Annotated in this window: 24 protein-coding genes; 8 read left to right on the forward strand and 16 right to left on the reverse strand. The window is 63.3% G+C overall.

What is annotated here, in order from left to right; genetic code table 11:
• Positions 1 to 153 precede the first annotated feature (153 nt).
• Positions 154 to 1,647, reverse strand: coding sequence for a leucyl aminopeptidase (locus tag Q0S71_RS04895; RefSeq protein ID WP_295992139.1), 1,494 nt, complete (start codon positions 1,645 to 1,647; stop codon positions 154 to 156).
• Between the two features lie 76 nt (positions 1,648 to 1,723).
• On the opposite strand from Q0S71_RS04895, the gene lptF reads away from it, so the two are divergent.
• Genes lptF through Q0S71_RS04910 form a run of 3 tightly spaced genes read left to right on the forward strand, consistent with a single transcriptional unit; the run spans position 1,724 to position 4,448 of the window.
• Entirely contained in the window at positions 1,724 to 2,872 is a 1,149-nt protein-coding gene (gene lptF / locus Q0S71_RS04900; RefSeq protein WP_295992141.1) for an LPS export ABC transporter permease LptF, read from the forward strand.
• Positions 2,869 to 4,038 (forward strand): LPS export ABC transporter permease LptG, encoded by a 1,170-nt coding sequence (lptG, locus tag Q0S71_RS04905; protein WP_295992143.1) that lies wholly within the window; start codon positions 2,869 to 2,871, stop codon positions 4,036 to 4,038. Before lptF ends, lptG begins: the two co-directional genes overlap by 4 nt.
• 2 nt (positions 4,039 to 4,040) lie before the next feature.
• On the forward strand, positions 4,041 to 4,448 hold the full coding sequence (locus tag Q0S71_RS04910; protein ID WP_295992145.1) for a CbiX/SirB N-terminal domain-containing protein: 408 nt from the start codon (positions 4,041 to 4,043) through the stop codon (positions 4,446 to 4,448).
• Between the two features lie 41 nt (positions 4,449 to 4,489).
• Here Q0S71_RS04910 and Q0S71_RS04915 read toward each other — a convergent pair whose 3' ends face one another.
• The 5 genes from Q0S71_RS04915 to Q0S71_RS04935 form a co-directional block, all read right to left on the reverse strand.
• Positions 4,490 to 5,248, reverse strand: coding sequence for a hypothetical protein (locus tag Q0S71_RS04915; RefSeq protein WP_295992147.1), 759 nt, complete (start codon positions 5,246 to 5,248; stop codon positions 4,490 to 4,492).
• Between the two features lie 60 nt (positions 5,249 to 5,308).
• Complete coding sequence (locus Q0S71_RS04920) at positions 5,309 to 6,448, reverse strand: HupE/UreJ family protein (protein ID WP_295992149.1); 1,140 nt, start codon at positions 6,446 to 6,448, stop codon at positions 5,309 to 5,311.
• A complete protein-coding gene (locus Q0S71_RS04925) occupies positions 6,445 to 7,635 on the reverse strand; it encodes a hypothetical protein (protein ID WP_295992150.1) in 1,191 nt (396 codons plus the stop codon). The genes Q0S71_RS04920 and Q0S71_RS04925 overlap by 4 nt, the downstream gene beginning before the upstream one ends.
• 88 nt (positions 7,636 to 7,723) lie before the next feature.
• On the reverse strand, positions 7,724 to 7,972 hold the full coding sequence (locus Q0S71_RS04930) for a hypothetical protein (protein WP_295992153.1): 249 nt from the start codon (positions 7,970 to 7,972) through the stop codon (positions 7,724 to 7,726).
• Positions 7,973 to 8,002: 30 nt separating this feature from the next.
• Positions 8,003 to 9,499 carry a DUF4331 domain-containing protein gene (locus Q0S71_RS04935; protein ID WP_295992156.1) on the reverse strand — a complete coding sequence of 499 codons (1,497 nt, stop codon included), beginning with the start codon at positions 9,497 to 9,499 and terminating at the stop codon, positions 8,003 to 8,005.
• Between the two features lie 204 nt (positions 9,500 to 9,703).
• On the opposite strand from Q0S71_RS04935, the gene Q0S71_RS04940 reads away from it, so the two are divergent.
• Together Q0S71_RS04940 and Q0S71_RS04945 are read left to right on the forward strand one after the other, a co-directional pair.
• Complete coding sequence (locus Q0S71_RS04940; protein WP_295992158.1) at positions 9,704 to 10,294, forward strand: sigma-70 family RNA polymerase sigma factor; 591 nt, start codon at positions 9,704 to 9,706, stop codon at positions 10,292 to 10,294.
• The gene (locus Q0S71_RS04945; protein ID WP_295992159.1) at positions 10,291 to 10,998 is read left to right on the forward strand and encodes an anti-sigma factor; all 708 of its coding nucleotides are present in this window, start codon (positions 10,291 to 10,293) and stop codon (positions 10,996 to 10,998) included. The genes Q0S71_RS04940 and Q0S71_RS04945 overlap by 4 nt, the downstream gene beginning before the upstream one ends.
• 160 nt (positions 10,999 to 11,158) lie before the next feature.
• Here the strand turns inward: Q0S71_RS04945 and Q0S71_RS04950 are convergent, their stop codons facing one another.
• The 7 genes from Q0S71_RS04950 to Q0S71_RS04980 all read right to left on the reverse strand — a co-directional run bounded on the left by Q0S71_RS04950 (position 11,159) and on the right by Q0S71_RS04980 (position 18,206).
• The gene (locus tag Q0S71_RS04950) at positions 11,159 to 11,959 is read right to left on the reverse strand and encodes a glutaminyl-peptide cyclotransferase (RefSeq protein WP_295992164.1); all 801 of its coding nucleotides are present in this window, start codon (positions 11,957 to 11,959) and stop codon (positions 11,159 to 11,161) included.
• A gap of 114 nt (positions 11,960 to 12,073) precedes the next feature.
• Positions 12,074 to 12,850 (reverse strand): uroporphyrinogen-III C-methyltransferase, encoded by a 777-nt coding sequence (cobA, locus tag Q0S71_RS04955; protein ID WP_295992167.1) that lies wholly within the window; start codon positions 12,848 to 12,850, stop codon positions 12,074 to 12,076.
• Between the two features lie 16 nt (positions 12,851 to 12,866).
• A complete protein-coding gene (locus Q0S71_RS04960; protein ID WP_295992169.1) occupies positions 12,867 to 14,195 on the reverse strand; it encodes a GTP-binding protein in 1,329 nt (442 codons plus the stop codon).
• Positions 14,195 to 15,148, reverse strand: a complete 954-nt coding sequence (cysD, locus tag Q0S71_RS04965; RefSeq protein WP_295992172.1) for a sulfate adenylyltransferase subunit CysD — start codon at positions 15,146 to 15,148, stop codon at positions 14,195 to 14,197. The genes Q0S71_RS04960 and cysD overlap by 1 nt, the downstream gene beginning before the upstream one ends.
• Before the next feature lie 27 nt (positions 15,149 to 15,175).
• A complete protein-coding gene (locus Q0S71_RS04970) occupies positions 15,176 to 15,892 on the reverse strand; it encodes a phosphoadenylyl-sulfate reductase (protein WP_295992174.1) in 717 nt (238 codons plus the stop codon).
• A gap of 9 nt (positions 15,893 to 15,901) precedes the next feature.
• Complete coding sequence (locus tag Q0S71_RS04975) at positions 15,902 to 16,525, reverse strand: DUF934 domain-containing protein (RefSeq protein ID WP_295992191.1); 624 nt, start codon at positions 16,523 to 16,525, stop codon at positions 15,902 to 15,904.
• Positions 16,518 to 18,206, reverse strand: a complete 1,689-nt coding sequence (locus Q0S71_RS04980) for a nitrite/sulfite reductase (protein WP_295992178.1) — start codon at positions 18,204 to 18,206, stop codon at positions 16,518 to 16,520. The genes Q0S71_RS04975 and Q0S71_RS04980 overlap by 8 nt, the downstream gene beginning before the upstream one ends.
• A gap of 277 nt (positions 18,207 to 18,483) precedes the next feature.
• Between Q0S71_RS04980 and Q0S71_RS04985 the strand changes: the two genes are divergently transcribed.
• The 3 genes from Q0S71_RS04985 to Q0S71_RS04995 all read left to right on the forward strand — a co-directional run bounded on the left by Q0S71_RS04985 (position 18,484) and on the right by Q0S71_RS04995 (position 21,365).
• Positions 18,484 to 19,425, forward strand: coding sequence for a CysB family HTH-type transcriptional regulator (locus Q0S71_RS04985; protein WP_295992181.1), 942 nt, complete (start codon positions 18,484 to 18,486; stop codon positions 19,423 to 19,425).
• Positions 19,426 to 19,444: 19 nt separating this feature from the next.
• The gene (locus Q0S71_RS04990) at positions 19,445 to 20,098 is read left to right on the forward strand and encodes a class I SAM-dependent methyltransferase (protein WP_295992184.1); all 654 of its coding nucleotides are present in this window, start codon (positions 19,445 to 19,447) and stop codon (positions 20,096 to 20,098) included.
• Positions 20,099 to 20,300: 202 nt separating this feature from the next.
• On the forward strand, positions 20,301 to 21,365 hold the full coding sequence (locus tag Q0S71_RS04995; RefSeq protein ID WP_295992192.1) for a porin: 1,065 nt from the start codon (positions 20,301 to 20,303) through the stop codon (positions 21,363 to 21,365).
• Positions 21,366 to 21,421: 56 nt separating this feature from the next.
• On the opposite strand, the gene Q0S71_RS05000 is transcribed toward Q0S71_RS04995, so the two are convergent.
• The 3 genes from Q0S71_RS05000 to Q0S71_RS05010 all read right to left on the reverse strand — a co-directional run bounded on the left by Q0S71_RS05000 (position 21,422) and on the right by Q0S71_RS05010 (position 24,549).
• Positions 21,422 to 22,267, reverse strand: a complete 846-nt coding sequence (locus tag Q0S71_RS05000) for a sensor histidine kinase (protein WP_367185277.1) — start codon at positions 22,265 to 22,267, stop codon at positions 21,422 to 21,424.
• A 105-nt stretch (positions 22,268 to 22,372) separates the two neighbouring features.
• Positions 22,373 to 23,134, reverse strand: a complete 762-nt coding sequence (locus tag Q0S71_RS05005) for a LytTR family DNA-binding domain-containing protein (RefSeq protein WP_295992186.1) — start codon at positions 23,132 to 23,134, stop codon at positions 22,373 to 22,375.
• Between the two features lie 98 nt (positions 23,135 to 23,232).
• Complete coding sequence (locus Q0S71_RS05010) at positions 23,233 to 24,549, reverse strand: sensor histidine kinase (protein ID WP_295992188.1); 1,317 nt, start codon at positions 24,547 to 24,549, stop codon at positions 23,233 to 23,235.
• Positions 24,550 to 25,184: the final 635 nt, after the last annotated feature.

Here is a 25,184-nt window from a genome sequence, read left to right on the forward strand (position 1 = left end):
TGTACTTGGTCATGAAAAAAACCCAAAAGTTGGTGTCCAACTTTTGGGGTTCAGTTCACGAATCGAGCTGCCTTTTTTATTGGCGTGCGGGTCGGCCCGGAATCTGACCCCCTGGGCCACGCGGCGGGCCGAAAGCCGCCGCAACGCCGGTGCTTAGGCGCGGCCGAGCAGGAAGTTGGTCAGCAGCGGAACCGGACGGCCGGTCGCGCCTTTTGCGCCGCCCGATTTCCAGGCCGTGCCGGCGATGTCCAGATGCGCCCAGGTATACTTGCGCGTGAAGTTTTCCAGGAAAGCCGCCGCCGTGCACGAGGCGCCGCCCGGCGAACCGATGTTGGCCAGGTCCGCGAAGTTGGACTTGAGCTGCTCGTTGTACTCTTCGCCGATCGGCAGGCGCCACGCGGTGTCGCCGGCGGCCTGGCCGGCGGCCATCAGCTCCGTCGCCAGCGCGTTGTGGGCGGCGTCGTCGCGCGTGAACAAGCCGCTCTTGTGGTGGCCCAGCGCCACGATGCAGGCGCCGGTCAGCGTCGCGATGTCGACCACGGCGGCCGGATTGAAACGCTCGGCGTAGGTCAGCGCGTCGCACAGCACCAGGCGGCCTTCGGCGTCGGTGTTGAGGATCTCGATGGTCAAGCCGTTCATCGACGTGACGATGTCGCCCGGCTTGGTGGCGCGGCCCGACGGCATGTTTTCGCAGGCGGCGATCACGCCGATCACGTTCAGTTTCAAATTCATTTCGCCGATGGCGCGGAAGGTGCCCAGCACCGAGGCGGCGCCGCCCATGTCGTACTTCATTTCGTCCATGCCGGGACCGGCCTTGAGCGAGATGCCGCCGGTGTCGAAGGTGATGCCCTTGCCGACCAATACCACCGGCGCGTCCTTGGCCTTGCCGCCCATGTGCTTCAACACGATGAACTTCGGCGGCTGGTCGCTGCCGTTGGTGACCGACAGGAAGCTGTTCATCTTCAGCGCTTCGAGCTGTTTGCGGTCCAGCACTTCAACGTCGAACTTGTAGTCCTTGCCCAGCTTCTTGGCGGCGTTGGCCAGATAGGTCGGGGTGCAGATGTTGGCCGACAGGTTGCCGAGGTCCTTGGTCAGGTCCATGCCGTTGGCGATGGCGATGGCCTGGGCCAGCGCCAGCTTGGTGGCCGGGCTGCTCGGCACGGCCAGCGCGATCTTCTTCACGCCCACCGGCGCCGGGTCCTTCTTGCTCTTTTGGCCGTCGCTGCGGTATTCGCTTTCGTGCGCGGCCTGCACCACGCAGCGGATCGCCCAATTCACATCGCGCTCTTTCACTTCCGTCATGGGAAGTGCGATAATGGCGTCGCTCGCACCCAGCGCACCGAATGCCTTGAGCGCCGCCGTCATACCGGATGCGAAGCTTTTCTCGCTGACCGTTTCGTCGCTGCCCAATCCGACCAGCAGCACGCGCTCGGCCACGGCGCCTTTCACGCCGCGCAGCAGCAACGTGGTGCCGGCCTTGCCGGTGATGTCGCCGGACTTGAGCGCCGCCGTGATTTCACCGGCGCTGTCGAGCGCCTTGGCGGCCTGCGAGAGCTTCTTGTTTTCGAATACAGCCACGGCGACGACGCCGGTCTTGGCCGACGTGATGGTGTTTTTTGTGTCGAATGCTTTTATGCTAAAGTCCATTTGATTCTCCGTGTCGTGCGCTTGCATCCAAGCGCTGTGCTTAACTGTTAACCTAAAACCGAATTATAAACATCGAATGATTTTTCAACGCGCCCTACGTCGTGAACTGGTCAGTGCCGCCGGGGCCACCTTTACGGTGTTGTTTACCATTATGGTCACGTGGACCCTGATCACCATTCTCGGCAAAGCCGCCGGTGGCAAGGTCGCATCGAACGACGTGGTCGCGCTGCTCGTCTTCGCAGCCTTGAATTATCTTCCAACTATCCTGATCCTCACCAGCTTTATTTCAGTACTGATGGTTGTCACGCGCAGTTATCGCGATTCGGAGATGGTGGTGTGGTTCGCATCGGGCCTCAGTCTGACGCGCTGGATCTGGCCCGTGCTCAGTTTCGGTTTGCCGATGGTGGTGCTGACGGCGCTGCTGACCTTTGTCGCCACGCCGTGGGCGCGCCATAAAAGTTCGGACTACATCGAGCGCTTCGAAAAACGCGAAGACCTGCAAAAAGTCTCGCCCGGCCAGTTCAAGGAATCGGCGTCGACCAACCGCATCTTCTTCGTCGAAGGCGCCGCCGGCAAAACGGCCGTGGTGCAAAACGTCTTCGTCAACACCGTCGATGAACGCGGCACCGCCATCATCGTCGCCAAGGAGGGTGTCGTCAACAACGCGCCCAACGGCGAACGTTTTCTGGAATTGAAGAACGGCCGCCGCTACCAGGGCACGCCGGGCCTGGCCGATTTCCAGACCATGGAATTCGAAAGCTACAGCATGCGCGTGGCCAGTCAGGCGCAGGAACTGGGCGCGGACCTGAACGTCGACGCGCTGCCCACCGCCGCGCTGCTGGCGGACCCGAATCGCTTCACCAGGGCCGAGCTGCTGTGGCGCCTGGCGTCGCCGCTGACCTGCCTGGTGCTGGTGCTGCTGGCGATACCGCTCGGTTTCGTCAACCCGCGCGCCGGCAGTTCGGCCAATCTGATTATCGCGCTGCTGATCTTCTTCACCTACATCAATCTGGTCAAGCTGCTGGAAGCGAGCGTCAAGCAGGGCCGCCTGCAGTTCGGCGTGTCGTGGTGGCCGCTGCACCTGCTGGCGACCCTGATCGTCATGGGCCTGTTCGCCTGGCGCCTGAACGTCAACCACCGCTATCACCCGCTGGTGCTGCTGGCCGCTTACAAGAAGCGCAAGTACGCCGGCCGCCAAGCGAGCAAGGACGCCGCACCGTTATGAAAATCCTGCAACGATATTTTGCGGTCTCGATCCTGCAGGCTGTGGCCTTTGTGCTGGCGGCCTTCCTGGCGCTGCAAGCGTTCATGGACTTGACCGGCGAACTGCCGTCGGTCGGCAAGAACGGCTACGGCATCCAGCACGCGTTTTTGTATGTGCTCATCATGCTGCCCAACCGCGTGTATGAAGTGATGCCGGTGGCGGCGCTGATCGGCACCATCTACACGATGGCGCAATTCGCGTCGACGTCCGAATTCACGATCATGCGCGCGTCGAGCATGTCGACCCGGATGGCGGCGGGCATGCTGGCCAAAATAGGCGTGGTGCTGGTGGTGATTACGTTTATTTTCGGAGAGCTGATCGCGCCGCGCACCACGCCGATCGCCGAAAAAATCCGCCTCAGCGCGCAGGGCGCGGCCGTCTCCGGCGAATTCCGCTCCGGCTTGTGGACCAAGGATATCGTCAAGAGCAACGGCATGACCGGCACGCCGGCCGGCTCGCGCTTCTTCAACGTGAAGGAAGTGCGGCCCGACGGCCAGCTGCTGGGCGTTAAATTGTACGAGTTCGACGCCAGCTTCCGCATGCGCTCCATCATCGTCGCCAAGAGCGCGTCCTACCAGGGCAACAACACCTGGCGTTTGTACGAGGTGACGGAAAACCGCTTCACCAATTCTTTCCTGCTCAAGCCGGGCAGCGTCGCCAATGTCGAAAATAATTTTGCGCAGGACGCCAGCGCGGTCTCGATCACGCAGACGCCGACCAAGGATCTGATCTCGGAGATCACGCCGAAAATTCTGTCGGTGTCGGCCTCCGATCCGGAAACCATGTCGGCCTCCGAGCTGTCGGTCTACTCGCGCCACCTGCAGGAGAACAAGCAGGAGAACGAGCGCTTCAAGATCGCGTTCTGGAAAAAGCTGTTCGATCCGCTGGCCATCTTCGTGCTGATGGCGATGGCGCTGCCGTTCGCATACCTGCATACGCGCAGCGGCGGCGTCAGTCTGAAAATTTTTGTCGGCATCATGCTGGGCGTGAGCTTCATGCTGGTCAACACGTTGTTCTCGCATCTGGGCCTGCTCAGCACCTGGCCGGCGGTGGTGACGGCCGCCGCGCCGAGCACACTGTATCTGCTGCTGGCGCTGGGCGCCTTGTGGTGGGTGGAGCGACACTGACGATGGACGCGACCACCGTACAGCAAGCGCCATCCAGCGCGCGCGCGCTGGTCCTGTTCGCGCACGGCGCGCGCGCCGCTTCGTGGGCCGCGCCCTTCGAGCGCCTGCGCGACATGACGCAGGCGCGCATGCCGGAGGTGGCGGTATCGCTGGCCTTCCTTGAGTTGATGACGCCGCGCCTGCCCGACTTGGTGGCGCAGCTGTGCGCCGCCGGCATCGCCGACATCACCGTGGTGCCGGTATTTTTAGGGCAGGGCGGTCACGTGCTGCGCGACCTGCCGCTGATGGTGGACCAGCTGCGCATCGACCTGCCGCAGCTGCGCATCAACGTCGCCGAAGCGGTCGGCGAAAACGCCGCCGTGCTGGCCGCGATCACCGATTACTGCGTGGCCTCGCTGCCGACCCGCTGACCCAATGATCCGCCGGCGCGCCGCGCCGCCTCCGGCTCACCTCACTCTGCCCGCCTGATTTCCGCCGCCACCATTTCATCGCGCATGGTGCCGGGCGACGCCAGCTCGCGCCGCACGTCGCGGCGCAAATCCTCCGAATCCGGCAGCGCCAGCGCGGCCGCCTTGATTTCGTCGCCCGATTCGCCGACGCCGCGCAAGGTCTCCAGCAGCAGATTGACGGCCATGCAGTAGTTGGAGATTTCAATCATGGCCCGCATCTCGACCCGGTGTACTTTCTCGGCGTCGCGCCGCGGCGCGTTGTTAAGACGGGCCGCCTGCGCGGCCAGATAGTCGGCCGGCACACCGTAGTAATGGCGCGCCAGCTGGCACTCGCCGTTTTTGACCAGCGTCGGCAAGGCGCGCCGGGCGCAGAGCGCCGCCAGTTCCGGGTAGAGCTGGTCGAGTTCCACAAAGAGTGTGCTGGTCAGGTGTTCTTCGTCGAGATGGCGGTTGATCGCCTCGTATTCGTCGAAGCGGCCCTGGTCGCCGCTGCCGGCCAGCAGCTGCGCGGCGGCCCGGCCGCGCACCTCGTCCAGCGCCGCGTGCGCGGCCGGATAGACCGCCGCGAGTCGGGTCCAGCCATCGAGCGCGTAGGACAGGCGCATACCGTTCGGACCTTCTTCGTGCAGCCACAGATGTTCACGCAGCGCGTCGTCGTAGCGCTCTTCTTCGAGCGCCTGCCAGGCGCGCTGCAATGCCTCGAATGCTTCCGCCGCTTCCGCTGCCCCCGATGCTTCCGATGCTTCCGATGTCTGATCCATGCCCGCTCCCTGTGCCGCCCGATTGTTCAAGCGCGTATTGTAGCGGAGCGCGCCGGTCGCTCAGGCGCTGATGACTTTCAGGTCGAACGCGCGCTCGACCAGCCAGACCACGGCGATCAGCGCGATCAGCGCCGAGCCGCCCGTCATCAGGCGTCGGTAGAACAGCGTCCCGCGCAGCACGAAGGCGAGCGGCAGGAACACGGCGACGATGGACAGCTGGCCGATTTCGACGCCGAGGTTGAAGCCGAATAAACTCATCATCAAAGCGCCTTGCGGCAGGCCGAGATCAATCAGGACGCTGGCGAAGCCGAAGCCGTGGATCAAGCCGAAGGCGAAAGCGGCCAGCGGCCGGCGGCCACGGAACAGCGGGAACAGATTGTTCAGCGCCGCCAGCACCACCGACGCCGCGATCGCCGATTCGACCCAGCGCGACGGCAGCGAAATCACCGACAGGCTGGCCAGCGTCAGCGTCAGCGAGTGCGCCAGCGTGAACGCCGTCACTACCTTGAGCACGTCGATGAACGATTCCTTCAGCGTCGATGTCGGCGCGCCGCGTGCGCCCAGCAGCACCGCCGGCAGCAGCAGCGACAGCAGGAACAGGATGTGGTCGTAGCCTATCCAGATATGCCAGATGCCGTTCTTGACGTAGGCGCCAAACTGCGCCAGCCGGTCCGGCGCCGTCATCGACAGCGCCTGGCTGGCGTGGTCGGGATCGAAGATGGCGGTCGACGTGACGCCCGCGTGTTCCATCCGCAGCAGCCCTTTGTGCTGCGGGTCGATGTCGGCGAACAGGTGGTAGCCTATGGTCAGCGTGGCGACGGGATCGGGGCAGGCCGCGTGGAAGCGCATGACGTTGTAGGCGCCGTCGGTGTGGTGGTCGATCAGCTGTTCGGTGACGGCGACCTTGCAGGCGCCGCGCGCCGTCGACAGCGCCAAATGTTCGAGCGCATAGGCGGCGATGGCCGCGTGCTGGCCGCGGATCTCGTCCCAGGTCAGCTGGCCGTCGCCGTTTTTATCGAGGCCGATGGCGAAGTCGAGGTCGCGCAGCGCGATGTCCCACTGGCCGTCGACCTGGTCGGCGTCGACGCGCAGCGTCAAATAGCTGTCGCTCGGTTTGTGCGCCTGCGCCGGCGGCGCGACGATGGCGCCCACCAGCAACGCGAGGGATAACAGGAGGCAGAATGGGGAACGCTTCATCATATGCCTTTCAGTTGACGCGCCAGACGCAGCGCCGTGACGTCGTCGACGTGGTTGGCGGCGATCCAGTCCAGCGCCGGCCCGGCGGCGGCGTCGTCCTGCGCCTGCAACGCGGAAGCGAGATAGATTTGCACGTCGGCCGCTTCGCGCTGCACCGCCCAGTTTTTCCTGGCCAGCGCCAGCGCCGCTTTCGGGTCGTGGCGCAGATACAGTTCAAACGCGGCCTGTTCGCGCTGATGCACAGTGTCGCCGCGCTGCATGGCGGCGTTGAAGCGGGCGCCCAGTTCGGCGGTGTCGCTGGCCAGCGCCGCCGCGCTGTCGGGCAGCTGTTGCAGCGCCAGCGCATGGCGCAGCAGCAGCGCGTCGATGCGGCTTTCGTCCTTGACCAGCGCGATCACTTCGGCCGGCCGTTTTTGCGCCAGCAGCAGGTCGGCATACGCGGCCTGCAAATAACTGTCGCGCGGGCTCAGTGCCAGCGCGCGGCGGTAGCGGCTTTCGGCCAGCACGGCGTCGCCGCGGCGGGTGGCCATTTCGGCCAGCAGCGTCAGCGCCCACACTTCCAGCTCCTGCGGCGCGCCGGTGCTGCGTTGCAGCGTCAGGTCCAGCAACTGGTCGCTTTTCAGCGAGCGCCCGGTGGCCGCGCCGACGTTGGCGATGCAGGTGATGGCGACCAGTTCATTCGACAGCGCCGACACGTGGGCGCAGCTGGTGGTGGCGCCGGCGTAGTCGCCACGCACGGTGAGCACGGTGGCGCGCGTCAGCCACGCCTGCGCGTTGTTCGGATCGGCCGCCAGCACGCCATCGAGATCGGCCAGCGCGGCCTCGAAGTGGTGGGTGCTTTGCAGCAGCGTGGCGCGCAGCAGGCGCACCGGCAGCGGCGGCGCGGCCAGCTTCCACCACGGCGCCAGCGCCGCCTGCGCGTAGCCGAGATAGCGCGGATCGGTTTCGCTGCGGCCCAGCGCGATGTAGCGCTGCGCCAGATTGGTCGCCAGCGACAGGTCGTCCGGATGCGCGGTCAAGCCGGCGCGCAGCCGTTGCAGGTCTTGCTGCACCGGGTCGCTGCGGCGCGGCAGCGTCTCGATCACCTGGGCGCCGCTGGCCGGAATATAGGGCGCCGCGCCGGCGCACTGTGCGCCCAGCGCGCACAGTGCCAGGGCGGAGACAAGGCGGAAAAGAGGATGTGGTTTCATGGCGTTTCCAGCGATGGATCATCGAAGTGCGGGGCGGACGCGGGGCGGGCCATATTGCGCCCGCCCCGTTGACGTCTGCGTTGCTTGCTTATTTCACGGCGACCGGCTCGGTGTTTTCCGGCGCCGTCGCCACCACCGCTTCGACGGCGATCGGCGAACTGGTTTCATCGGACACGCCGATCAATCCCATGACGTAGGTGACGAAGGCATCTATCGTCGGCGTGGCCGGCGTACCGCTATCGCCGCCGCCGTTATTGACGCCGCCGTTGCTGTCGCCGCCGCCGCTACATGCGCTCAAGGCCAGGGCCGTGAGCGCGATCAGGCTTAGTTTTTTCATGTCGCTCTCCTATCTCAGATGGATGCCGCGTTACTGCTGCGGCGAGCCTGGCAACGGCGTTTTCAGATACGGGAAGCTGGCGTTGAAGAAGCTGTCGTCCAGGTAGGCGCCGTCGGTGAAGTGCAGGCCGCCGGCCACTGCGTCGGTCGGCGCGCAGCCCAGGTTCAGCGTGCACAGTTTGCCCATCACCACGCGCAGCGCGATGTCGACCACGTCGTCGCCGGGGCGGCGGCCGTTCGGGAAGCCGGCATTGTCGCCGCCGATCACGCCGAGGCGGTTTTGCCCGCCCATCGCGACCGCCGCGATCGAGGTGTTCAAACGCAGCATCTCCGACGGCGTGACCGTGGCCGGTTGGTTCAAGCCCTTCACGCCGGTGAGGAAGGCGGCCACCAGATCGTTACGGGGGAAGTTGGTCGGCGCCTTGGCGCCGGCGCTGCCGTACAGGATTTCGATCAGCGCCGGCAGCGTTGGATTGGTGACGTAGGTCGCGAACTGCGCGTCGCCGGAAGGCTTGCTGCTGTTGAAGGTGTCCTTGTCCTTCAAGCCGATCACCACTTCGTTCACCAGCGGCGCGCCGAGGCGCGACACCTGGGTCCAGGCGCCGCCTTCCTTCGACGGCGTGCTGCTGTTCGGCGTGGGGTTGAGCAAACGACCCTGGCGCATGCTGGCCGTGGTCCAGCCGCCGATCACCGGATCGGTGCTGCTGGCCGCGACCAGGCAGGCGGTCGCCACTTCGAGTTCGATCGAGGTGATGTTCTTGCCCGCCAAGTCATCCTTGGCCGCGCTTTCCGCGTTGGCCGCGAATTCGGTGGCCGGCGCCTTGATGTTAATCAGGTCGAAGGTCTCGCCCAGGTTGACGACGAAAGGATCTTTGCGCTGGCCGACGAACATCCTGGCCGGCGTGGCGCAGCCGGGGATGGTGATGTTGTAGACGTGGGCGGCGGCGTAGGCGGCGTAGTTCGGGATCGACTTGTTGCCGATATTGTCGATCGGCTTGTCGAAGCTGGCCGCGCCGGTGTCGGCGTTGACGACGGTGGCGCGGGTGCCGGTGCGGCGGTCGCCGCGCACCACGGTGACGGCGTAGGTTTCACGCACATTGGTGCCGGGCGCGTTGACGCCGGCGATGGCGCCGCCGTTGATCACCAGCGGGATCGAGACCTGTTTGCCGCCGACGGTGAGCTGCGTGTCCTTGTTGGTATTGGAGAAGCGGAACTGGAACGTCAGGTCTTCCTTGGCGTCGCCGTTGTTATCGATGTGGATTTCATAGAGCGCGTTCGGGTCCATTTCAAAATAGTTCGGACCGGCGCCCGGGTCTTGCAGCGGGACGTAGTCGGCGATCATGGTGACGAAGCCGGAGCGGCCCGGCTCATAGCTGCGGAACATATAAAAGTCGGTGCCGTCGACTTTCGGGTTTTGTGTGATGAATGGCGCTTCGCGGTGGCTGGACGCCACGGCCGACGGCGCGTAGGCGCTTGCGAACGTGCTCAGTAGCGCCAGGCCCAGCGCTTTTTTGACGAGTGTTGACATCTTGATCCCCCAATATTAGTTTGCGTACAAGGTGCTGCACAGGCTTATACGGGGAGGCGCTGGAAGCGGATTCAGATTCGATAAGATTAATTTTTCGAAAACGGCGGTTGTGTGGTATTTTTCTCACGCACGAGTCAATACCAAGGTGGCACCGGCGGCGCCGGGCTGTCGATCCCTCCCATCCTCTCACCCTAAAGGTTCGCTGTGGCCTCCGACGTCCCATCCCTCGATCCCCAGCAGCTGCGCGACTGGCTGCAAGGCGCCGCCCGCCGCGACGCCGTCGCATTCCGTTCTTTATATGATGCAACTTCGTCGAAACTGTTTGGCTTCGCGCTGCGTATATTGCATAAGCGGGAGCTGGCCGAAGAAGTCCTGCAAGAGAGTTTCGTCGCGGTCTGGAACAACGCCGGCAGTTATCAAAGCCATTTGGCGGCGCCCATGACGTGGATGGCGACCATCGTGCGCAACAAGGCCTTCGACCTGCTGCGCCGCAGCGACGCGACGACCGAAATCGATGGCGAACAGTTTGACAGCGAGGTTCTCAATGCCTTACACGACCCCCAGGCGACACCGATCGAGGCGCTGGAAATGAGCGCCGACGCCAAGGCGCTGGCGTGGTGCATGTCGACGCTGGAAGGGCCGCAGCGGCAGGTGGTGGGACTGGCGTTCTTTCACGACCTGTCGCACAGCGAAGTGGCGCAGCAACTGGCGCTGCCGATAGGTACCGTCAAGAGCTGGATACGGCGCAGCCTTGAGCGCCTCAAGACCTGCCTGGCGAAACGGGAGCGCGCATGAACATCCGTGACAAGCCGACCCTGCGCGAAAAACTGGCGGCCGAATATGTGATCGGCACCTTGAAGGGCGGGGCCCGGCGCCGTTTCGAGGGCTGGATGCACAATGACGCGGCGCTCCGCCGCACCACCGCCGAGTGGCAGGACCGACTGACGCCGCTGGCCGAATTCGCCGGCGCGCAGCGACCGCGCAAGCAGGTTTGGCAGAGCATCGAGCGGCGTTTGAATTTGCGGCCCGCGGCCCGGGTCTGGGAATTCTGGCGCAATGAATCGGTGACGTTCTGGCGCTCGCTGGGCGTCGCGTCGACGGCGCTGGCAACCTTGCTGGTGGTGGTGCTGGGCAGCCGCGCCCTGGAAGCGCCGACCATTAATTATGTCGCCACGCTGACGGACGAAAAGTCGCAGAGCGCGATGGTGCTGACGGCCGATAACGCGCACCATCAACTCGAGGCGCGCGTGTTGAGCGGCGTCTCGGTGGCCGACGACAAGACGCTGCAGCTGTGGGCCATACCCGCCAAGGGCGCGCCACGCTCGCTGGGTATCGTGGCCGATAACCACAATGCCAGGCTGACCTTGCCGGCCAACGCCATCGGCGGCGATGTCACGCTGATCGCCGTCACGCTGGAACCGAAGGGCGGCTCGCGCGATCCGCATGGAGGACCGAGCGGACCGGTGGTCTATAAGGGTAACTGGATACGGTTGATGTGATGTTTCGTCGATCAGCCGGTCGCCGGTGACGGGGTCAGACCACGGTTTCGAATGAATCTCTCGAAACCGTGGTCTGCCCCCGATGTCGCGGACCCGATGTCGCGGCCGTTGTCCCAATGCCCTTGTTTTGCGGCCCGGCTTAACGGTCCTTTTTACGCGGCTATTGGCGCCGCATCGGCCGCAGTACCAGCTCGATCTCGAACACTTTCGGCCACAGCTTGCCGGTCACGAACAAGCGTTTGTTCTGGGCGTCGTAGGCGATGCCGTTGAGGACATCGTCGCCGTTGTCGCCCATGCCGGCCTGCTGATAAATTCCCGACAAATCGATCCAGCCGACGATCTTGCCGGTCGCCGGTGCGATGCGCGCGATGACGTTGGTGTGCCACAGATTGGCGTAGATTTCATCGCCCACCCATTCCAGTTCGTTGATCTGGTCGACCGCGATGCCGTCGGCCGTGACGGGTATGCGGCGCACTTCCGCGAACGTCTTGGGATCGAGCTCGCGCAGCGTCGCCGTGCCGTCGCTCATAATCAGCGCGTGATCGTTGTGCGTCAGTCCCCAGCCTTCGCCGCTGAACGCGAACTGGCGCTTGACGTCGAAGCTCGCCAGGTCGAACACGAAGCCGACATTGGTCTGCCACGTCAGTCCGACCAGCGTGTCGTTCCACTCGGTCAGTCCTTCGCCAAAATACTGCGGCGGCAGTTCCTTCGATTGCAGCACGCGGCCGGTTTTCAAGTCGACCTTGCGGATCGACGAGTGGCCTTTCAGCCCGGTGCTCTCGTATAAAAAGCCGTCGCGATATAACAGGCCTTCGGTGAACGCCCTGGTATCGTGCGGATAGGCGTGGACGATCTTGTAGCCGTAGACGGGCAGCGGCTCTGCCGCCGGCGCGACGCCAGGCAGGGACAGGGACAGGATCAGCAGGGGAAGGGCCAGCAGTTTTGCGCGGAGGTTTTTCACGATGCCGCCGCCCGGAATGCCGGTGCGCAGGCGGGTACTCGATAATTCATGTAATGTCCTTCGGCCGATAAGATCGCATATTCTATATCGGCCGGCCGCGCAAAGGGCGGATGGTCAGGCGGTGCGCTGCTGCGACTCGTCTTGAACGGGCTCGCTGTCGAAGCTTTGATGCGCGCGCGCCTGCATCGCCTCGCCCAGCATCACCAGCACCGGGCCGTGCTTGGAGCCCAGTCCCAGCGCCAGCGTGGCCAGCGTCAAACGCATGATGCGCTGGTCCGGACGGCTGCAATTTTCGATGACGACGACCGGCGTGTCGGCGTGGCGGCCTTGCGCCAGCAGGCGTTCCGCCGTGGCGATGGCTTCGCGCCCGCCCATGTACTGAACCAGCGTGTCGGTGTCTGGAACGGCATCCTGCCCGCTGTGTTCCGGCGCGGTGCTCGACGTGAAGAAGGCCACGCTGCGGGCCACGCCGCGTTTCGTCAGCGGCTGCCGGGTGGCCGCCGCCGCCGCCAGCGCGGTGGTGATGCCGGGGACGACTTCGACCTCGATGCCCGCTTCTTCGAGCGCGCGCAGTTCTTCGTCGGCGCGGCCGAACAGCATCGGGTCGCCACCCTTCAGCCGCACCACCAGCGCGAACTTGTGGGCGTTATCGACCAGTTGCTTGTTGATGAATTGCTGCGCCGTCGACAGCTGGCCGCAGCGTTTGCCGACCAATATCTTCTGCGCCTGCGGGCACAGTTCCAGCATCTCGTCCGTCACCAGCGCGTCGTGCAGCACGACGTCGGCTTGCGCCAGCAGCCGCGCGCCGCGCAGGGTGATGAGGTCCTGGGCGCCGGGACCGGCGCCGATCAGGTAGACTTTTCCGCGAACGGAGTGGGGCGATGCCGGCATCTGTGCTGCTCCTTGCTTACTTATCTTGCTTATCCAAGCGAATCATACCAGCGGCCACCGTCTGGTGCGTCACTTCATCGATCAGGATGAAGGCGCCGGTGGCGCGGATATCGGCATAGGCGTCGGCCGCCAGCGGCTGCTGCACGGTCAGCGCGACGCGCGCGATGTCGTTCAGTTTCAGGCCGTCGGCCTGGTGGCGCTGCTGGGTGTTGATGTCCAGCAGGGACTCGATGGCCGTGACCTTGGCCGACGTTTGCTTGGTGCCGTGCTTGATCCAGTATTTGCGGCGCAGGTCGAGCGGCTCGTCGGACATCCAGCAGACGTCGGCGTTCAAATTCTTCAGCAGCGTGGCCGGCTGCTCGCTGCCGGCCAGCAGGTCGCCGCGCGAGATGTCCAGGTATTCATTGAGCAGCAGCGTGACCGATTGTCCCACCACGGCCGACCGGTGCGAGCCTTCCAGCGTGAGGATGTCCTTGACGGTCGCGCTCTGGCCCGACGGCTGCACCACCAGCTTGTCGCCGACGCTGACCTTGCCCGCTTCGATCCGGCCCATGTAGCCGCGGAAGTCGTTCGCTTCGTGGCCGTTGTGGCGCGCCACCAGCTGCACCGGGAAGCGGAACGGCGCCGCGTGCGATTCGTCGTAGACCGACAGTGACTCAAGCAGTTCGATCAGCGTGGGGCCTTGATACCAGCCCAGTTTTTCGCTGGCCTCGACCACGTTGTCGCCGCTCAGCGCCGACAGCGGTATCGGCGTGATGTCCTTCAGGCCCAGCGTCGCGGCGAATTCCTGGTAGGCCTTGACGATGCGGTCGTAGACCGTCTGGTCGTAGTTCACCAGGTCCATCTTGTTGACGGCGACGACCACGTGCTCGATTTGCAGCAGGTGGGCGATGGTCGAATGGCGCTTGGTCTGGATCAGCAGATCGACGCCGCCGTCCTCGCGCAGCTTCACTTTCGACACGTCGATCAGGATGATGACCGCGTCGGCCGTCGACGCCCCGGTGACCATATTGCGCGTGTACTGCTCGTGGCCGGGCGTGTCGGCGATGATGAACTTGCGCTTGGGCGTGGCGAAGTAGCGGTAGGCCACGTCGATGGTGATGCCCTGTTCGCGCTCCGCTTCCAGGCCGTCGGTCAGCAGCGACAGGTCGACGGCGTCGCCGACGGTGCGTTTGTGCTTGGAGCGCGACATCGCGTCGAGCTGGTCGGCGAAGATGCCTTTGCTGTCGAACAGCAGGCGGCCGATCAGGGTGCTCTTGCCGTCGTCGACGGAACCGGCGGTGATGAAGCGCAGCATGCCGCGTTCTCTTTGGCCGTCGCTAGTTATTGTATTGAGTGCGTTCATCAGAAGTATCCTGCTTTTTTACGTTTTTCCATCGATGCCTCGGAGGTCTGGTCGTCCATCCGGGTGGCGCCGCGTTCGGTGATTTGCGTGACGGCGGTTTCGGCGATGATCGCGTCGACCGTCGCCGCGTCCGACGACACGGGGCAGGTGCACGAAATGTCGCCGACGGTGCGGAAGCGCACGACCTGCGTCTCCACCGTTTCGCCGTCGCGCGCCGGCGTGATGTCGGTCAGCGGCACCAGCAGGCCGTTGCGCGGGATGACCTGGCGCTCATGGGCGAAGTAGATCGACGGCAGTTCGAGTTTTTCGCGGGCGATGTACTGCCACACATCGAGTTCGGTCCAGTTCGAGATCGGGAACACGCGCATGTTTTCGCCGGGGTGGACGCGGGTGTTGTACAGGTCCCAGAGTTCGGGGCGCTGGGCCTTCGGGTCCCACTGGCCGAATTCGTCGCGGAAGGAGAAGATGCGTTCCTTGGCGCGGGCCTTTTCCTCGTCGCGGCGGGCGCCGCCAATGCAGGCGTCGAACTGGTGTTCGGCGATGGTTTCGAGCAGCGTCACCGCTTGCGCGGCGTTGCGCGAATCGGTCAACGGATTACGCAGGCGCACCGTGCCTTTTTTGATCGAGTCCTCGACCGAGCCGACGATCAGGCGTTCGCCCAGTTCGGCCGCGCGCTGGTCGCGGAAAGCGATGACTTCCGCAAAATTGTGGCCGGTGTCGATGTGCACCAGCGGGAAGGGGAATTTGCCGGGGCGGAAAGCCTTTTCCGCCAGGCGCAGCAAGACCACCGAGTCTTTACCGCCCGAGAACAGCAGCGCGGGATTGGCGCATTCGGCCGCCACTTCGCGCAGGATGTGGATGGCTTCCGATTCGAGTGCGTCGAGGTGGCGCGCGTTGACGTCGCCGAGACCGAAGGTCGGCGCGACGTGTTTGGTGTTGATTACTGCGTTCATTGGACTGTGCCTTTTCTTTGCTGCGGCTTATGCGGCCACGGATTTTATGCGTATCAGTTTGCCGTCGACCAGATGCAGGCCGCACTCCTTCGAGTCCGGGTTTTCCCACCACCAGCGGCCGGCGCGCACGTCCTCGCCCGGTTCGATGGCGCGGGTGCAGGGCGCGCAGCCTATCGAGGGATAGCCCTGGTCGTGCAGCGCGTTGTAGGGCACGTTGTTATCACGGATATAGTTCCACACGTCCTGCTCCGACCAGTCGGCCAGCGGATTGAACTTGGTCATGCCGTGGGCCGCGTCGTCCTCCTCCACATGCAGTTCGGTGCGCGTGGCCGATTGGGCGCGGCGCTGGCCGGTGACCCAGGCCCTGTTGCCGGCCAGGGCGCGGCCCAGCGGTTCGACCTTGCGGATACGGCAGCACTCGCGGCGCATGTCGACGCTGTCGTAGAAAGCGTTCAAGCCGTTCTGCGCGACGTAGGCGTCGACGGCTTCGGTCTGCGGGCGGTACAGCGCGATCTCGTAGCCGTAGGTATCCTTGACGCGGTCCAGCATCGCCAGCGTTTCCGGATGCAGGCGGCCGGTCTCCAGCGAAAAGATGCCGATGTCGAGTTGGGCTTTCAGGATCAGATCCGTCAGCACCATGTCTTCGGCCGCGAGGCTGGACGCGAACACCGCCGGCGTGAAGTCGGCGGCGATGCGCGCCAGCGTGGCGCGGGTGTCCGCGACGAGTTGGGTCAGGTCGTTCATGTGCTCTCCTCAGATGCCGGCGCCGAGATCGGTCGCTTCGACACTAATTTCGGCGCCGGTCCCGGCTCCGGTGCGCAGATGGCGGCGGAACAGCGGCAGCTTCTGGTCGACCGAGGCTTGATAGGTTTCCGAAAAATCGGACAGGCCCTTGAGCGCGTCGTGGATGTCGCGGTCGGGCCGCGTGGCGTAGGCGTCGAAGCCGACCCGCTGCATCGAGAACAGCTGGTCGCGCAGCACGTCGCCGATGGCGCGCAGTTCGCCGCTGTAGGCGAGGCGGGTGCGCAGGTTGTAGGCGATGGAATAGCCGCGGCCATCGGTGAATTTCGGGAAGTCGACGGCGACCACGGTCAATTGCGCCAGGTCGCCCTTGAGCGCCTCGGCCCGTTCGTCGCTGGCGATCCAGACGCCGATCTCGCCGGCGGCGGCGCGCGCGCCGAGGGCGTCGCGTTGCGCCAGCCACACCGTCAGCGGCACGATCACCTTGCCGGCGGGGACGGCCAAGCTGCCCGGGTCTTGCGGCGGCGAAGGCTCGGCACCGGCGTCGGCGGCGGTGTCGGGGAAGCGCAGCACGGTCCAGTCGTCTTCGACGATGCTGCGGTGTTTGATGATGAGGTTTTTCACGGCATTAGACATATTCATCCTCCCCCACCAGACGGTCGGCCACGATCGGCGTGGCGTACACGTGCTCCTTGAACGGGGCGACGCCGATGCGTTGCACCGTGGCGGCGAAGCCTTCGTCCTCGTAGCGTTCGCGCACGTAGACGGTGAGCAGGCGGTCTATCACTTCCGGCATTTGCAGCGCGGAGAACGACGGTCCGATGATCTTGCCGATGGCGGCGTGGTTGCCCTGGGCGCCGCCGATCGACACTTGATACCATTCGCTGCCGTCCTTGTCGACACCGAGCACGCCGATGCTGCCGACGTGGTGGTGGCCGCAGGCGTTGATGCAGCCGGAGATATTGAGTTCGATCTCGCCGATGTCGTGCTGGAAGTCGATATTGTCGAAGCGTTCCGCGATGGCGGCGGCGATCGGCAGCGACTTGGCGTTGGCCAGCGAGCAGAAGTCGCCGCCGGGGCAGCAGATCATGTCGGTCAGCAGGCCGATGTTGGGCGTGGCCAGACCGTGGGCCTTGGCTTCCTGCCACAGCGCGTACAACTTCGATTGTTCGACGTCGGCCAGCACGATGTTTTGTTCATGCGTGACGCGCAGTTCGCCGAAGCTGTAGCGCTCCGCCAAGTCGGCCATGAAGTCCATCTGTTCGGCGGTGGCGTCGCCCGGCGGCACGCCGGTTTTTTTCAGCGACAGCACCACGGCCGCGTAGCCGGGCTGCTTGTGCGGCTTGACGTTGCGCTTGATCCAGTTGGTGTAGGCCTTGTTGTCGGCGTGGCCGGCGTCCAGGTCGACATTGGGCAGCGCCTGGTAGGCGGGCGGCACGAACCAGGCGGCGATGCGGCTCATCTCGTCGGCGGTCAGGGTTTCCGGACCATCCTTCAAGTCGGCCCATTCGGCTTCGACCTGGCGCGTGAATTCCTCGACGCCGATGGCCTTGAGCAGGATCTTGATGCGGGCCTTGTACTTGTTGTCGCGCCGGCCGTGCTGGTTATACACGCGCATCACGGCTTCGGTGTAGGTCAGCAGGTGCTGCCACGGCAGGAAGTCGCGGATCACGCTGCCGAGGATGGGGGTGCGGCCCATGCCGCCGCCGGCCATGAATTTGAAGCCGATCTCGCCGGCCTCGTTGCGCACCACGGTCAGGCCGATGTCGTGCACGGCGATGGCGGCGCGGTCTTCGACGGCGCCGTTGATGGCGACCTTGAACTTGCGCGGCAGGGCGATGAACTCGGGGTGGAAGGTGCTCCACTGGCGCAGCAGCTCGGCGTAGGGGCGCGGATCGATGATTTCATCGGCGGCCACGCCGGCGTAGGGGTCGGACGTGGTGTTGCGGATGCAGTTGCCGGAGGTTTGGATGGCGTGCATCTCGACCGAGGCCAGCTCGGTGAGGATGTCGGGCGTCCGTTCCAGCTCGACCCAGTTGAACTGGATGTTCTGGCGCGTGGTGAAGTGGCCGTAGCCGCGGTCGTACTTGCGGGCGATGTGGGCGAACATGCGCATTTGCCGGGCGGCCAGCAGGCCATAGGGCACGGCGATGCGCAGCATGTAGGCGTGGCGTTGCAGGTACAGGCCGTTTTGCAGGCGCAGCGGCAGGAATTCGGCTTCGCTCAGCTCGCCGGACAGGCGGCGGCGCACCTGGTCGCGGTATTGGGCGATGCGTTCGCGGACGATGAGGTGGTCGTATTGATCGTAGTGGTACATAGTGTTCAGTGTTCCTAAATAGTCGCCGGTCGCTTGCGCTTGGCGGGAGTACCCGCATTTTAGTGTAGTCAGGAATACACGCCAGGCCATGAAATAAGCATAAAATCGCCCGCCTCGGCGCGGTCTCGCGCAAGAGTGTGTACAGGCATCCCCAAACTAGCTGCAATAGTAATAAACTTCGTCTTTATTCCAAACGACTTAGTATTTATTTGCTTATATATGGATTGGGTATAAGCTAGGGCGTTTTTCAGATGCGAAACCGGGGCATAGACCTGCAATGAATCTTCATCAACTGCGTTTCGTGCGCGAAGCCGTAAGGCAAAACTACAATCTGACCGATGCCGCCAAGGCGCTGTTTACGTCGCAGCCCGGGGTGTCGAAGGCGATCATCGAGCTCGAGGAGGAGCTCGGCGTCGATATTTTCACCCGCCACGGCAAGCGCATACGCGGCCTGACCGAGCCGGGGCGGCTGGTGCTCGGTTCAGTCGAACTGATTATGCAGGAAATCGACAGCCTCAAACGCATCGGCAAGGAATATGCGGCGCAGGACAGCGGCAGCTTCACCATCGCCACCACGCACACGCAGGCGCGCTACACGCTGCCCAAGGTGGTGCAGGCCTTCATGCTGAAGTTTCCGAAGGTAAGATTGTCTTTGCTGCAAGGAAATCCGCAGCAGATCGCGGAAATGGTGCAGCGCGACCAGGCCGACCTGGCCATCGCCACCGAATCGATCGCCGGGATCACCGGCCTCATCACGCTGCCGTGCTACCAGTGGGAGCACGTGGTGGTGGTGGCGCCCGAGCATCCCTTGCTGAAATCGAAGTCGGTGACGCTGGAAGAAATTGCCGCTTTCCCCATCATCACTTACGATAGCGCCTTCGCCGGACGCAGCAAGATCGACCACGCGTTTTCGCTGCGCGGCCTGAAGCTGGACGTGCTGCTCGAAGCCATCGACGCCGATGTCATCAAGACTTATGTGGAATTGGGCATGGGGATTGGTATCATAGCGGGGATGGCGTTCGATCCCGAACGCGACAAGAACCTGCGCGCGATCCCGGTGGGCCACCTGTTCGGCATGAATGTGTCGCGCGTGGCCGTCAAGCAGGGCGCGTATTTGCGCAGTTATATCTACACCTTTATCGAACTGCTGGCCCCCACGCTCAACCGCAAGTTGATCGAGCAGGCCATGAATGGCGCCAAAGATCACTACGAACTGTAATATTCAAGAAAGCAATACCATGATTACCAACCAGTTGGCTCAATATTACGCCGTCAACGCCGACAATTACGATCAAATCTATGGCGAGGAGCAGCGTTTCGACGACCTCGACGACCTCCAGGAAATGATCGCCGAACTGTTCGAAGGCCACAAGGTGCTGGAACTGGCCTGCGGCACCGCTTATTGGACCGAGCTGATCGCGGACGTCGCCGAGTCCGTGCACGCGACCGATATCGTGCCGGAAATGATCGCCCTGGCCAAAACGCGCGGCCTGGACGAGGACATCGTCAGTTTCGAGGTGATGGACGCGTTTAACTTGCCGGACGGCATGGAAGGCCGGTATACGGCTGTGTTCGCCGCTGGCTGGTGGACCCACGTGAAGCGCGAAGATCAGGACAAATACCTGAAGATGTTGCGCGCCAAGCTGGGCAAGGACGTTTTGCTGGTGCTGCTGGACAGCACTTATGTCGACGGCGTCAGCACCGTGTTCGCCCGTACTGACCTGGAAGGCAATACTTTCCAGTTCCTCACGGCCGACGACGGCCAGCGCTACGAAGTCATGAACAATTATCCGACCGACAGCACGCTGCGCAAGCGCTTGACGCCCCACGTGCGCCAGATCCGCGTCGAGCGGCTGGAATACTATTATTTGCTGAGCTGCCGCCTGAAATAAACGCGCAGCATTCATAAAAGATCAGCGAAAGCCGCCTTTGTGCGGCTTTTTGCATTTGTGACGCGAAAAAACAACAGCTTGCCCTATGTCATCAAGTTGAAGTATTTCACAGGCAAGATTCGCCCCGTAGATTAACGCCGTGTTTAATCCTTCATCAACCTTAAGTAGAGAACATCAAGTGAAAAAACTTACTCTGGCAGCAATGATCATCGCAGGTTTCGCAAGCTCGGCTTACGCACAATCGAACGTCACGATCTACGGCATCGTTGACGCCGGCATCGTTTCGGAGCGCGGCGGTGCTGCCGGCTCCGTCACCAAGGTGACCAGCGGCGTCGGTTCGGCTTCGCGCCTGGGCTTCAAAGGTACGGAAGATCTGGGCGGCGGTCTGTCGGCTGTCTTCCTGCTGGAAGAAGGCGTCCTGGTTGATACCGGCGCGCAAGATTCGACCGGCCAGGCCTTCAACCGTCAATCGTATGTCGGCCTGAAAAGCAAGGATGCCGGCAGCCTGACCCTGGGTCGTCAATACAATCTGATGTACAACGCCCTGGGCCAGGTCGGCGATCCGTTCGGCGTAGGCTACGCTGGTACCGCCAAGAACTTGTTCCCGGTCGCCGGCGCCGATACCCGCGCCAGCAACGCCATCGTCTACTCGACCCCGGTCGTCGGCGGTTTCCAGGGCGAAGCCCTGTACAGCCTGGGCGAACAAGCTGGCAACGCTACCGCCGGCCGTCAGTTCAACCTGGGCGCCAACTACTCGAACGGTCCTCTGAACGCTCGCCTGATCTACAACAACCGCAACAGCGACACCGCTGCCGCCGCTGGCGTCGCCGCCGTGTTGCATGACACCGGCCGCAACACCCTGTTCGCCGCCAACTACGACTTCACGGTCCTGAAGGCTTACTTCGCTTTCAGCGCCGACAAGGGCTTCAACAGCGCGCCGCTGAACAACGGCACGGCCAAGCCTTACGGCGTCGTCTTCACGCCTTCGCTGGACAGCAACGACCTGCTGCTGGGCGCCACCGTGCCAGTCGGCACCGCCGGCACCGTGATGGTTTCCTACATCCGTAAGAACGACAAGACCACGTTCAACCAGGATGCCGACCAGTACGCAGTGGGTTACTCCTACGCTTTGTCCAAGCGTACCAGCACCTACGTCGCCTACGGCAAGATCAAGAACAAAAACGGCGCAGGCTACACCGTCGGTGGCAACACCGATGCTGGTACCGGCGACAAAGCCTTCGATCTGGGCATCAAGCACTCGTTCTAAGCCTGGCTTTTAACGGGAACTGACAACGCCGCGGGGCGCAAGCCCGGCGGCGTTTTTCATTGGGGCGGCCCGGCGCGCGCCGGCAAGGGCATGCGGATGTCGATGCGGGTGCCACGGCTGCCGTCGCTGCCGATGACGATGTCGCCGTGGACGGCCCAGACCCGTTCGCGCATGCCGATCAAGCCGAAAGAGGCGGCCTTGTCCATATCCTCGTCGGCGATGCCGCGGCCGTCGTCCTCGATGGTGATGAGCAGAGCGCCGTCTTCGCGGCGCAGGCGCAGCCGCACATGGCCGGCTTGCGCGTGGCGTGCGATATTGGTCAGTGCCTCCTGGACGATGCGGAAGATGGCGGTGCTGTGGCTGTCGTCGAGCACCAGTTCCTCTTCGACGGCCAGCAGTTCGCAAACGATGGCGTGGCGCTGGACGAAGTCGTGGCGCAGGCCGTGCAGCGCGAAATACAGGCCGCCCTCGTCGAGTGCGCGCGGGCGCAGGTTGCCGGCGATACGACGCAGCGACGCGATCGCCGTCAGCAGCAGCTGGTCCATATTGTGCAGCAGCGCGTCGGCCGATAGACTGCCGGGCGCTTCTTGCCGCAGCAGCGACAAATCCATGCGCAGCGTGGCCAGCAGCTGGCCCAGGTCGTCGTGCAGCTCGCGCGAAATATGGCTGCGTTCTTCCTCGCGTATGGTTTGCAGCGCGGCCGACAATTCGCGCAGCTGCGAATGGGATTGCTGCTGGGCCTGTTGGCGCTCGGTGATGATGCGGCGACTGCGGCATTGCCCGGCCAGGGCCTGGCCGCGCGCGGTGGCGAGCACGCCGTGCAGCGCGCGCGCCGCCAGCAGCGCCGCCGCGATCAGCAGCGGCGTGCGCACGATGGTTGGCAATAGCGCCGGCTGGCTCATGGGATCCTCGCGCGGCCGCGGGGCGGGCCGGTCGAACCACACTAAACCACGGCGCCGGCGCGGCCTTGATCTGCCGCAGGCGGGCAGGAGAGCGCGCCCGATTGCTTACATCTGCTTGAACAAATGCAGGAAGCTGCGGCTCACTTCGAGTTTGTCGCTGCGGCCCTTAATCATCACCAGGTGGCGGCCGCGGATATCGCGCGTCACGCCTTCGATGGCGTTGACGTTGACCAGCGTGGCGCGGTGGATTTGCCAGAACAGCGCCGGATCGAGCTCCTCGGCCAGGTCGCGCACCGGCTTGCGGATCAGCGCCTCATAGCGCTCGGTCTGCACGCTGGTGTATTTTTCATCGGAGCGGAAGAACAGGATTTCCTCGACCGGTATCATGCGCAGGTCCTGGCCGATGCTGGCCTGTATCCACTGCAAATAGGCCGGTTTCGGCGCCGTGATTTTTTCGGCCAGTTGCGACAACATCGCCGTGACGCTGGCGTTGACGTCCGCCGCCGGCTTGACGAGGCGGGCCTTGAGGCGCTCGACCGTGATTTGCAGCCGTTCCTGCTCGGGCGGCTTGAGCACGTAATCGACGGCGCCGCGCTCGAAGGCCTCGACCGCGTGGACGTCGTAGGCGGTGACGAAGATGATGTGGCTTTTATCGCCGATCACGGCCGCCGCCTCCATGCCGGTCTTGCCGGGCATGCGGATGTCGAGGAAGGTGAAGTCGGGCTGGAGCTGGTCGACCAGTTCGATCGCCTCGTCGCCATTCTTGGCTTCGCCGATGATTTCCAGTTCGGGCCAGACCTGGCCCAGGCGCATGCGCAGCTGGTCGCGCATCAAACGTTCGTCGTCGGCAATGATAGCGGTAGGCATGGTTCTCAGTATGGGTGGCGAGTGTTAATGTAAGTGTTAATTATTCAATGAAACGATGTATTAATCAATCGGTAACGTGCAATCGCAGGCCGGTGCCGCTATTTAGAGAGGTGATAAGGCACTTCGATGGTGGCGATCACGCCGCTGGGGCTGTTGGCGGCGATCAGCAACTGGCCCTGCGTGCCGTGCAGCAGCTTCAAACGCTCGCGTATGGTCATCAGGCCGAGGCCGGTGCCGTCGCTGGGGATGGCGCCGAAGCCGAGGCCGTTGTCGCTGACGATCACGCGCAGCTTGCTGTGCGCCACTTCGGCCCGGACCTTGAGCGTGCCGCCTTCGGGCTTGGCTTCCAGGCCGTGCTTGATCGCGTTTTCCACCATCGATTGCAGCATCATCGGCGGGAAGGCGGCGCTGCGCAGGCCGTCCGGCACGTCGAAGTCGACCGTCAAACGTTCTTCCATGCGCATCTTGAGCAGATTTAAATAGGCGACCACCATATCGGCCTCGCGCCCGAGATCGGTGATGAGGGCGTTTTCCCGCATCTGCGGCAACACCGCGCGCAGGTATTTAATCAGGCTGCGCTGCATGGCCGAGGCGCGCGGCGGGTCCGTTTCGATCAGGTGCTCGACCGAGGCCAGCGTATTGAACAGGAAATGCGGCTCGACTTGCGCCTGCATCATCTGCATCTTCGCCTCGCTCAGTTGGCGCTGCATCGATTCGCGCTCGGCGGCCGCGTTGGCGGAGATGGTCTCGGCTTCCGCGCGTTTCTTGCCGCCCATCAAAGCCTTGGTGCCGAACAGCGCGAGCACCAGCAAGAACACGAAGCTGCGGAACCAGGTGGACGCCTGCTTGTGATAACGGCTCACCTTTTGTTCGGCGGCATCGTCGACCGCCTCCTCTATCGCGTTCGACAGCGCCTCGCCGATTTGCGGTGGCAGCGGGATGTGGACTTCGTCGCCCGGCAATTCGGGAGCGGCGGCTTTGCCGGGCTTGGCGGGTTTCGCCGGCTTGGCGGGCGGGGCGGGCTCCTCCGGCGACGCCGGCGGTTCGGGCGGCGCGGCGTGGTCGGCCTTGTCGTCTTCGCCGTCCTGATGTTCCGCCGAGGCCGAGGCGCTGGCCTCATCTTTATGCGGCTTGCCGCGCGGATTGAATTGTATTCCGCTGTCGTCGATCAGAATATTGGTGTTTCCATCATTCTTTTTATGCGGCTTGTTATATTTAAGGATCACGTCCTCGTCCGCGCTGGGCGAGAACAGCTCGTCCTGCAACACCGATCCGGCCAGCAGGGCGATCGAAGCGAACATCAGGAACTTCCACCACGATAGCTGGGTCACCCACAGTGCGGTCGCATCGAAGCCGCGATGCAACCAGATCGCGGTGGTCTTCAGCGTTTCTTGTATTTTCGGCAGAGGCAGCATGTAAGACTTTCAAAGCTACGGATCGGCGGGCATCGGCAAAACAGTGTAACTGAATGATAATGTTAATCAGCTGTTTTACTGGGTGCGCCGCAAATCCCATTGGAATGCTGCAACTTTAGACAAAGGGGCGCCGATGCGCCATCCGATTGCGACAGTCTGCAATAAACGGGGACTGGAACGAAGCAGAGCAGGGCGGGGCAGGGACTTGATAAGCTCAGGCAGAAAAGCCTTGCCAGTATCGCGAGCGCTTTGCTATAGTTCGCCTCCCCGATGAAACGCACGCAAAATAACGCAGTTGCAGAGACGTCAGGGACGCTTCGAAAGAAGCGGAGCGGTAAAAAAAGGTTTGACGAAATAAGCGAAGTGCTTCATACTCTTCTTTCTCTGCGGTTGATAAACAAAACGATTTGTCAGAAACGCAAAGAGTAGTACCGAATAAGTTCTTTAACAATTTACAGTCGATAAGTGTGGGCGTTTGATGAAAGTGCACACGAAGCCTTCGGGTTTTGTGAAACTTAAAAAATATCAAATGTTCACAAGAAGTAATGAAATAGGACGCTACGCAAGTAGTGGCCTGTCAGTATTTTGAGTGAGCGACCCCTTAGCAATAAGGGTGACACGAAAGTGTCAAAGTA

This window comes from Rugamonas sp. (assembly GCF_025354735.1).
Taxonomy (GTDB): Bacteria; Pseudomonadota; Gammaproteobacteria; order Burkholderiales; family Burkholderiaceae_D; genus Rugamonas.

Excerpts from the sequence above, each read along its gene's own strand:
- Q0S71_RS04895 (WP_295992139.1), bottom strand. The coding sequence starts at position 1,647 with ATGGACTTTAGCATAAAAGCATTCGACACAAAAAACACCATCACGTCG.
- lptF (WP_295992141.1), top strand. The coding sequence starts at position 1,724 with ATGATTTTTCAACGCGCCCTACGTCGTGAACTGGTCAGTGCCGCCGGG.
- lptG (WP_295992143.1), top strand. The coding sequence starts at position 2,869 with ATGAAAATCCTGCAACGATATTTTGCGGTCTCGATCCTGCAGGCTGTG.
- Q0S71_RS04910 (WP_295992145.1), top strand. The coding sequence starts at position 4,041 with ATGGACGCGACCACCGTACAGCAAGCGCCATCCAGCGCGCGCGCGCTG.
- Q0S71_RS04915 (WP_295992147.1), bottom strand. The coding sequence starts at position 5,248 with ATGGATCAGACATCGGAAGCATCGGAAGCATCGGGGGCAGCGGAAGCG.
- Q0S71_RS04920 (WP_295992149.1), bottom strand. The coding sequence starts at position 6,448 with ATGATGAAGCGTTCCCCATTCTGCCTCCTGTTATCCCTCGCGTTGCTG.
- Q0S71_RS04925 (WP_295992150.1), bottom strand. The coding sequence starts at position 7,635 with ATGAAACCACATCCTCTTTTCCGCCTTGTCTCCGCCCTGGCACTGTGC.
- Q0S71_RS04930 (WP_295992153.1), bottom strand. The coding sequence starts at position 7,972 with ATGAAAAAACTAAGCCTGATCGCGCTCACGGCCCTGGCCTTGAGCGCA.
- Q0S71_RS04935 (WP_295992156.1), bottom strand. The coding sequence starts at position 9,499 with ATGTCAACACTCGTCAAAAAAGCGCTGGGCCTGGCGCTACTGAGCACG.
- Q0S71_RS04945 (WP_295992159.1), top strand. The coding sequence starts at position 10,291 with ATGAACATCCGTGACAAGCCGACCCTGCGCGAAAAACTGGCGGCCGAA.
- cobA (WP_295992167.1), bottom strand. The coding sequence starts at position 12,850 with ATGCCGGCATCGCCCCACTCCGTTCGCGGAAAAGTCTACCTGATCGGC.
- Q0S71_RS04960 (WP_295992169.1), bottom strand. The coding sequence starts at position 14,195 with ATGAACGCACTCAATACAATAACTAGCGACGGCCAAAGAGAACGCGGC.
- cysD (WP_295992172.1), bottom strand. The coding sequence starts at position 15,148 with ATGAACGCAGTAATCAACACCAAACACGTCGCGCCGACCTTCGGTCTC.
- Q0S71_RS04970 (WP_295992174.1), bottom strand. The coding sequence starts at position 15,892 with ATGAACGACCTGACCCAACTCGTCGCGGACACCCGCGCCACGCTGGCG.
- Q0S71_RS04975 (WP_295992191.1), bottom strand. The coding sequence starts at position 16,525 with ATGTCTAATGCCGTGAAAAACCTCATCATCAAACACCGCAGCATCGTC.
- Q0S71_RS04980 (WP_295992178.1), bottom strand. The coding sequence starts at position 18,206 with ATGTACCACTACGATCAATACGACCACCTCATCGTCCGCGAACGCATC.
- Q0S71_RS04985 (WP_295992181.1), top strand. The coding sequence starts at position 18,484 with ATGAATCTTCATCAACTGCGTTTCGTGCGCGAAGCCGTAAGGCAAAAC.
- Q0S71_RS04990 (WP_295992184.1), top strand. The coding sequence starts at position 19,445 with ATGATTACCAACCAGTTGGCTCAATATTACGCCGTCAACGCCGACAAT.
- Q0S71_RS04995 (WP_295992192.1), top strand. The coding sequence starts at position 20,301 with ATGATCATCGCAGGTTTCGCAAGCTCGGCTTACGCACAATCGAACGTC.
- Q0S71_RS05000 (WP_367185277.1), bottom strand. The coding sequence starts at position 22,267 with ATGAGCCAGCCGGCGCTATTGCCAACCATCGTGCGCACGCCGCTGCTG.
- Q0S71_RS05005 (WP_295992186.1), bottom strand. The coding sequence starts at position 23,134 with ATGCCTACCGCTATCATTGCCGACGACGAACGTTTGATGCGCGACCAG.
- Q0S71_RS05010 (WP_295992188.1), bottom strand. The coding sequence starts at position 24,549 with ATGCTGCCTCTGCCGAAAATACAAGAAACGCTGAAGACCACCGCGATC.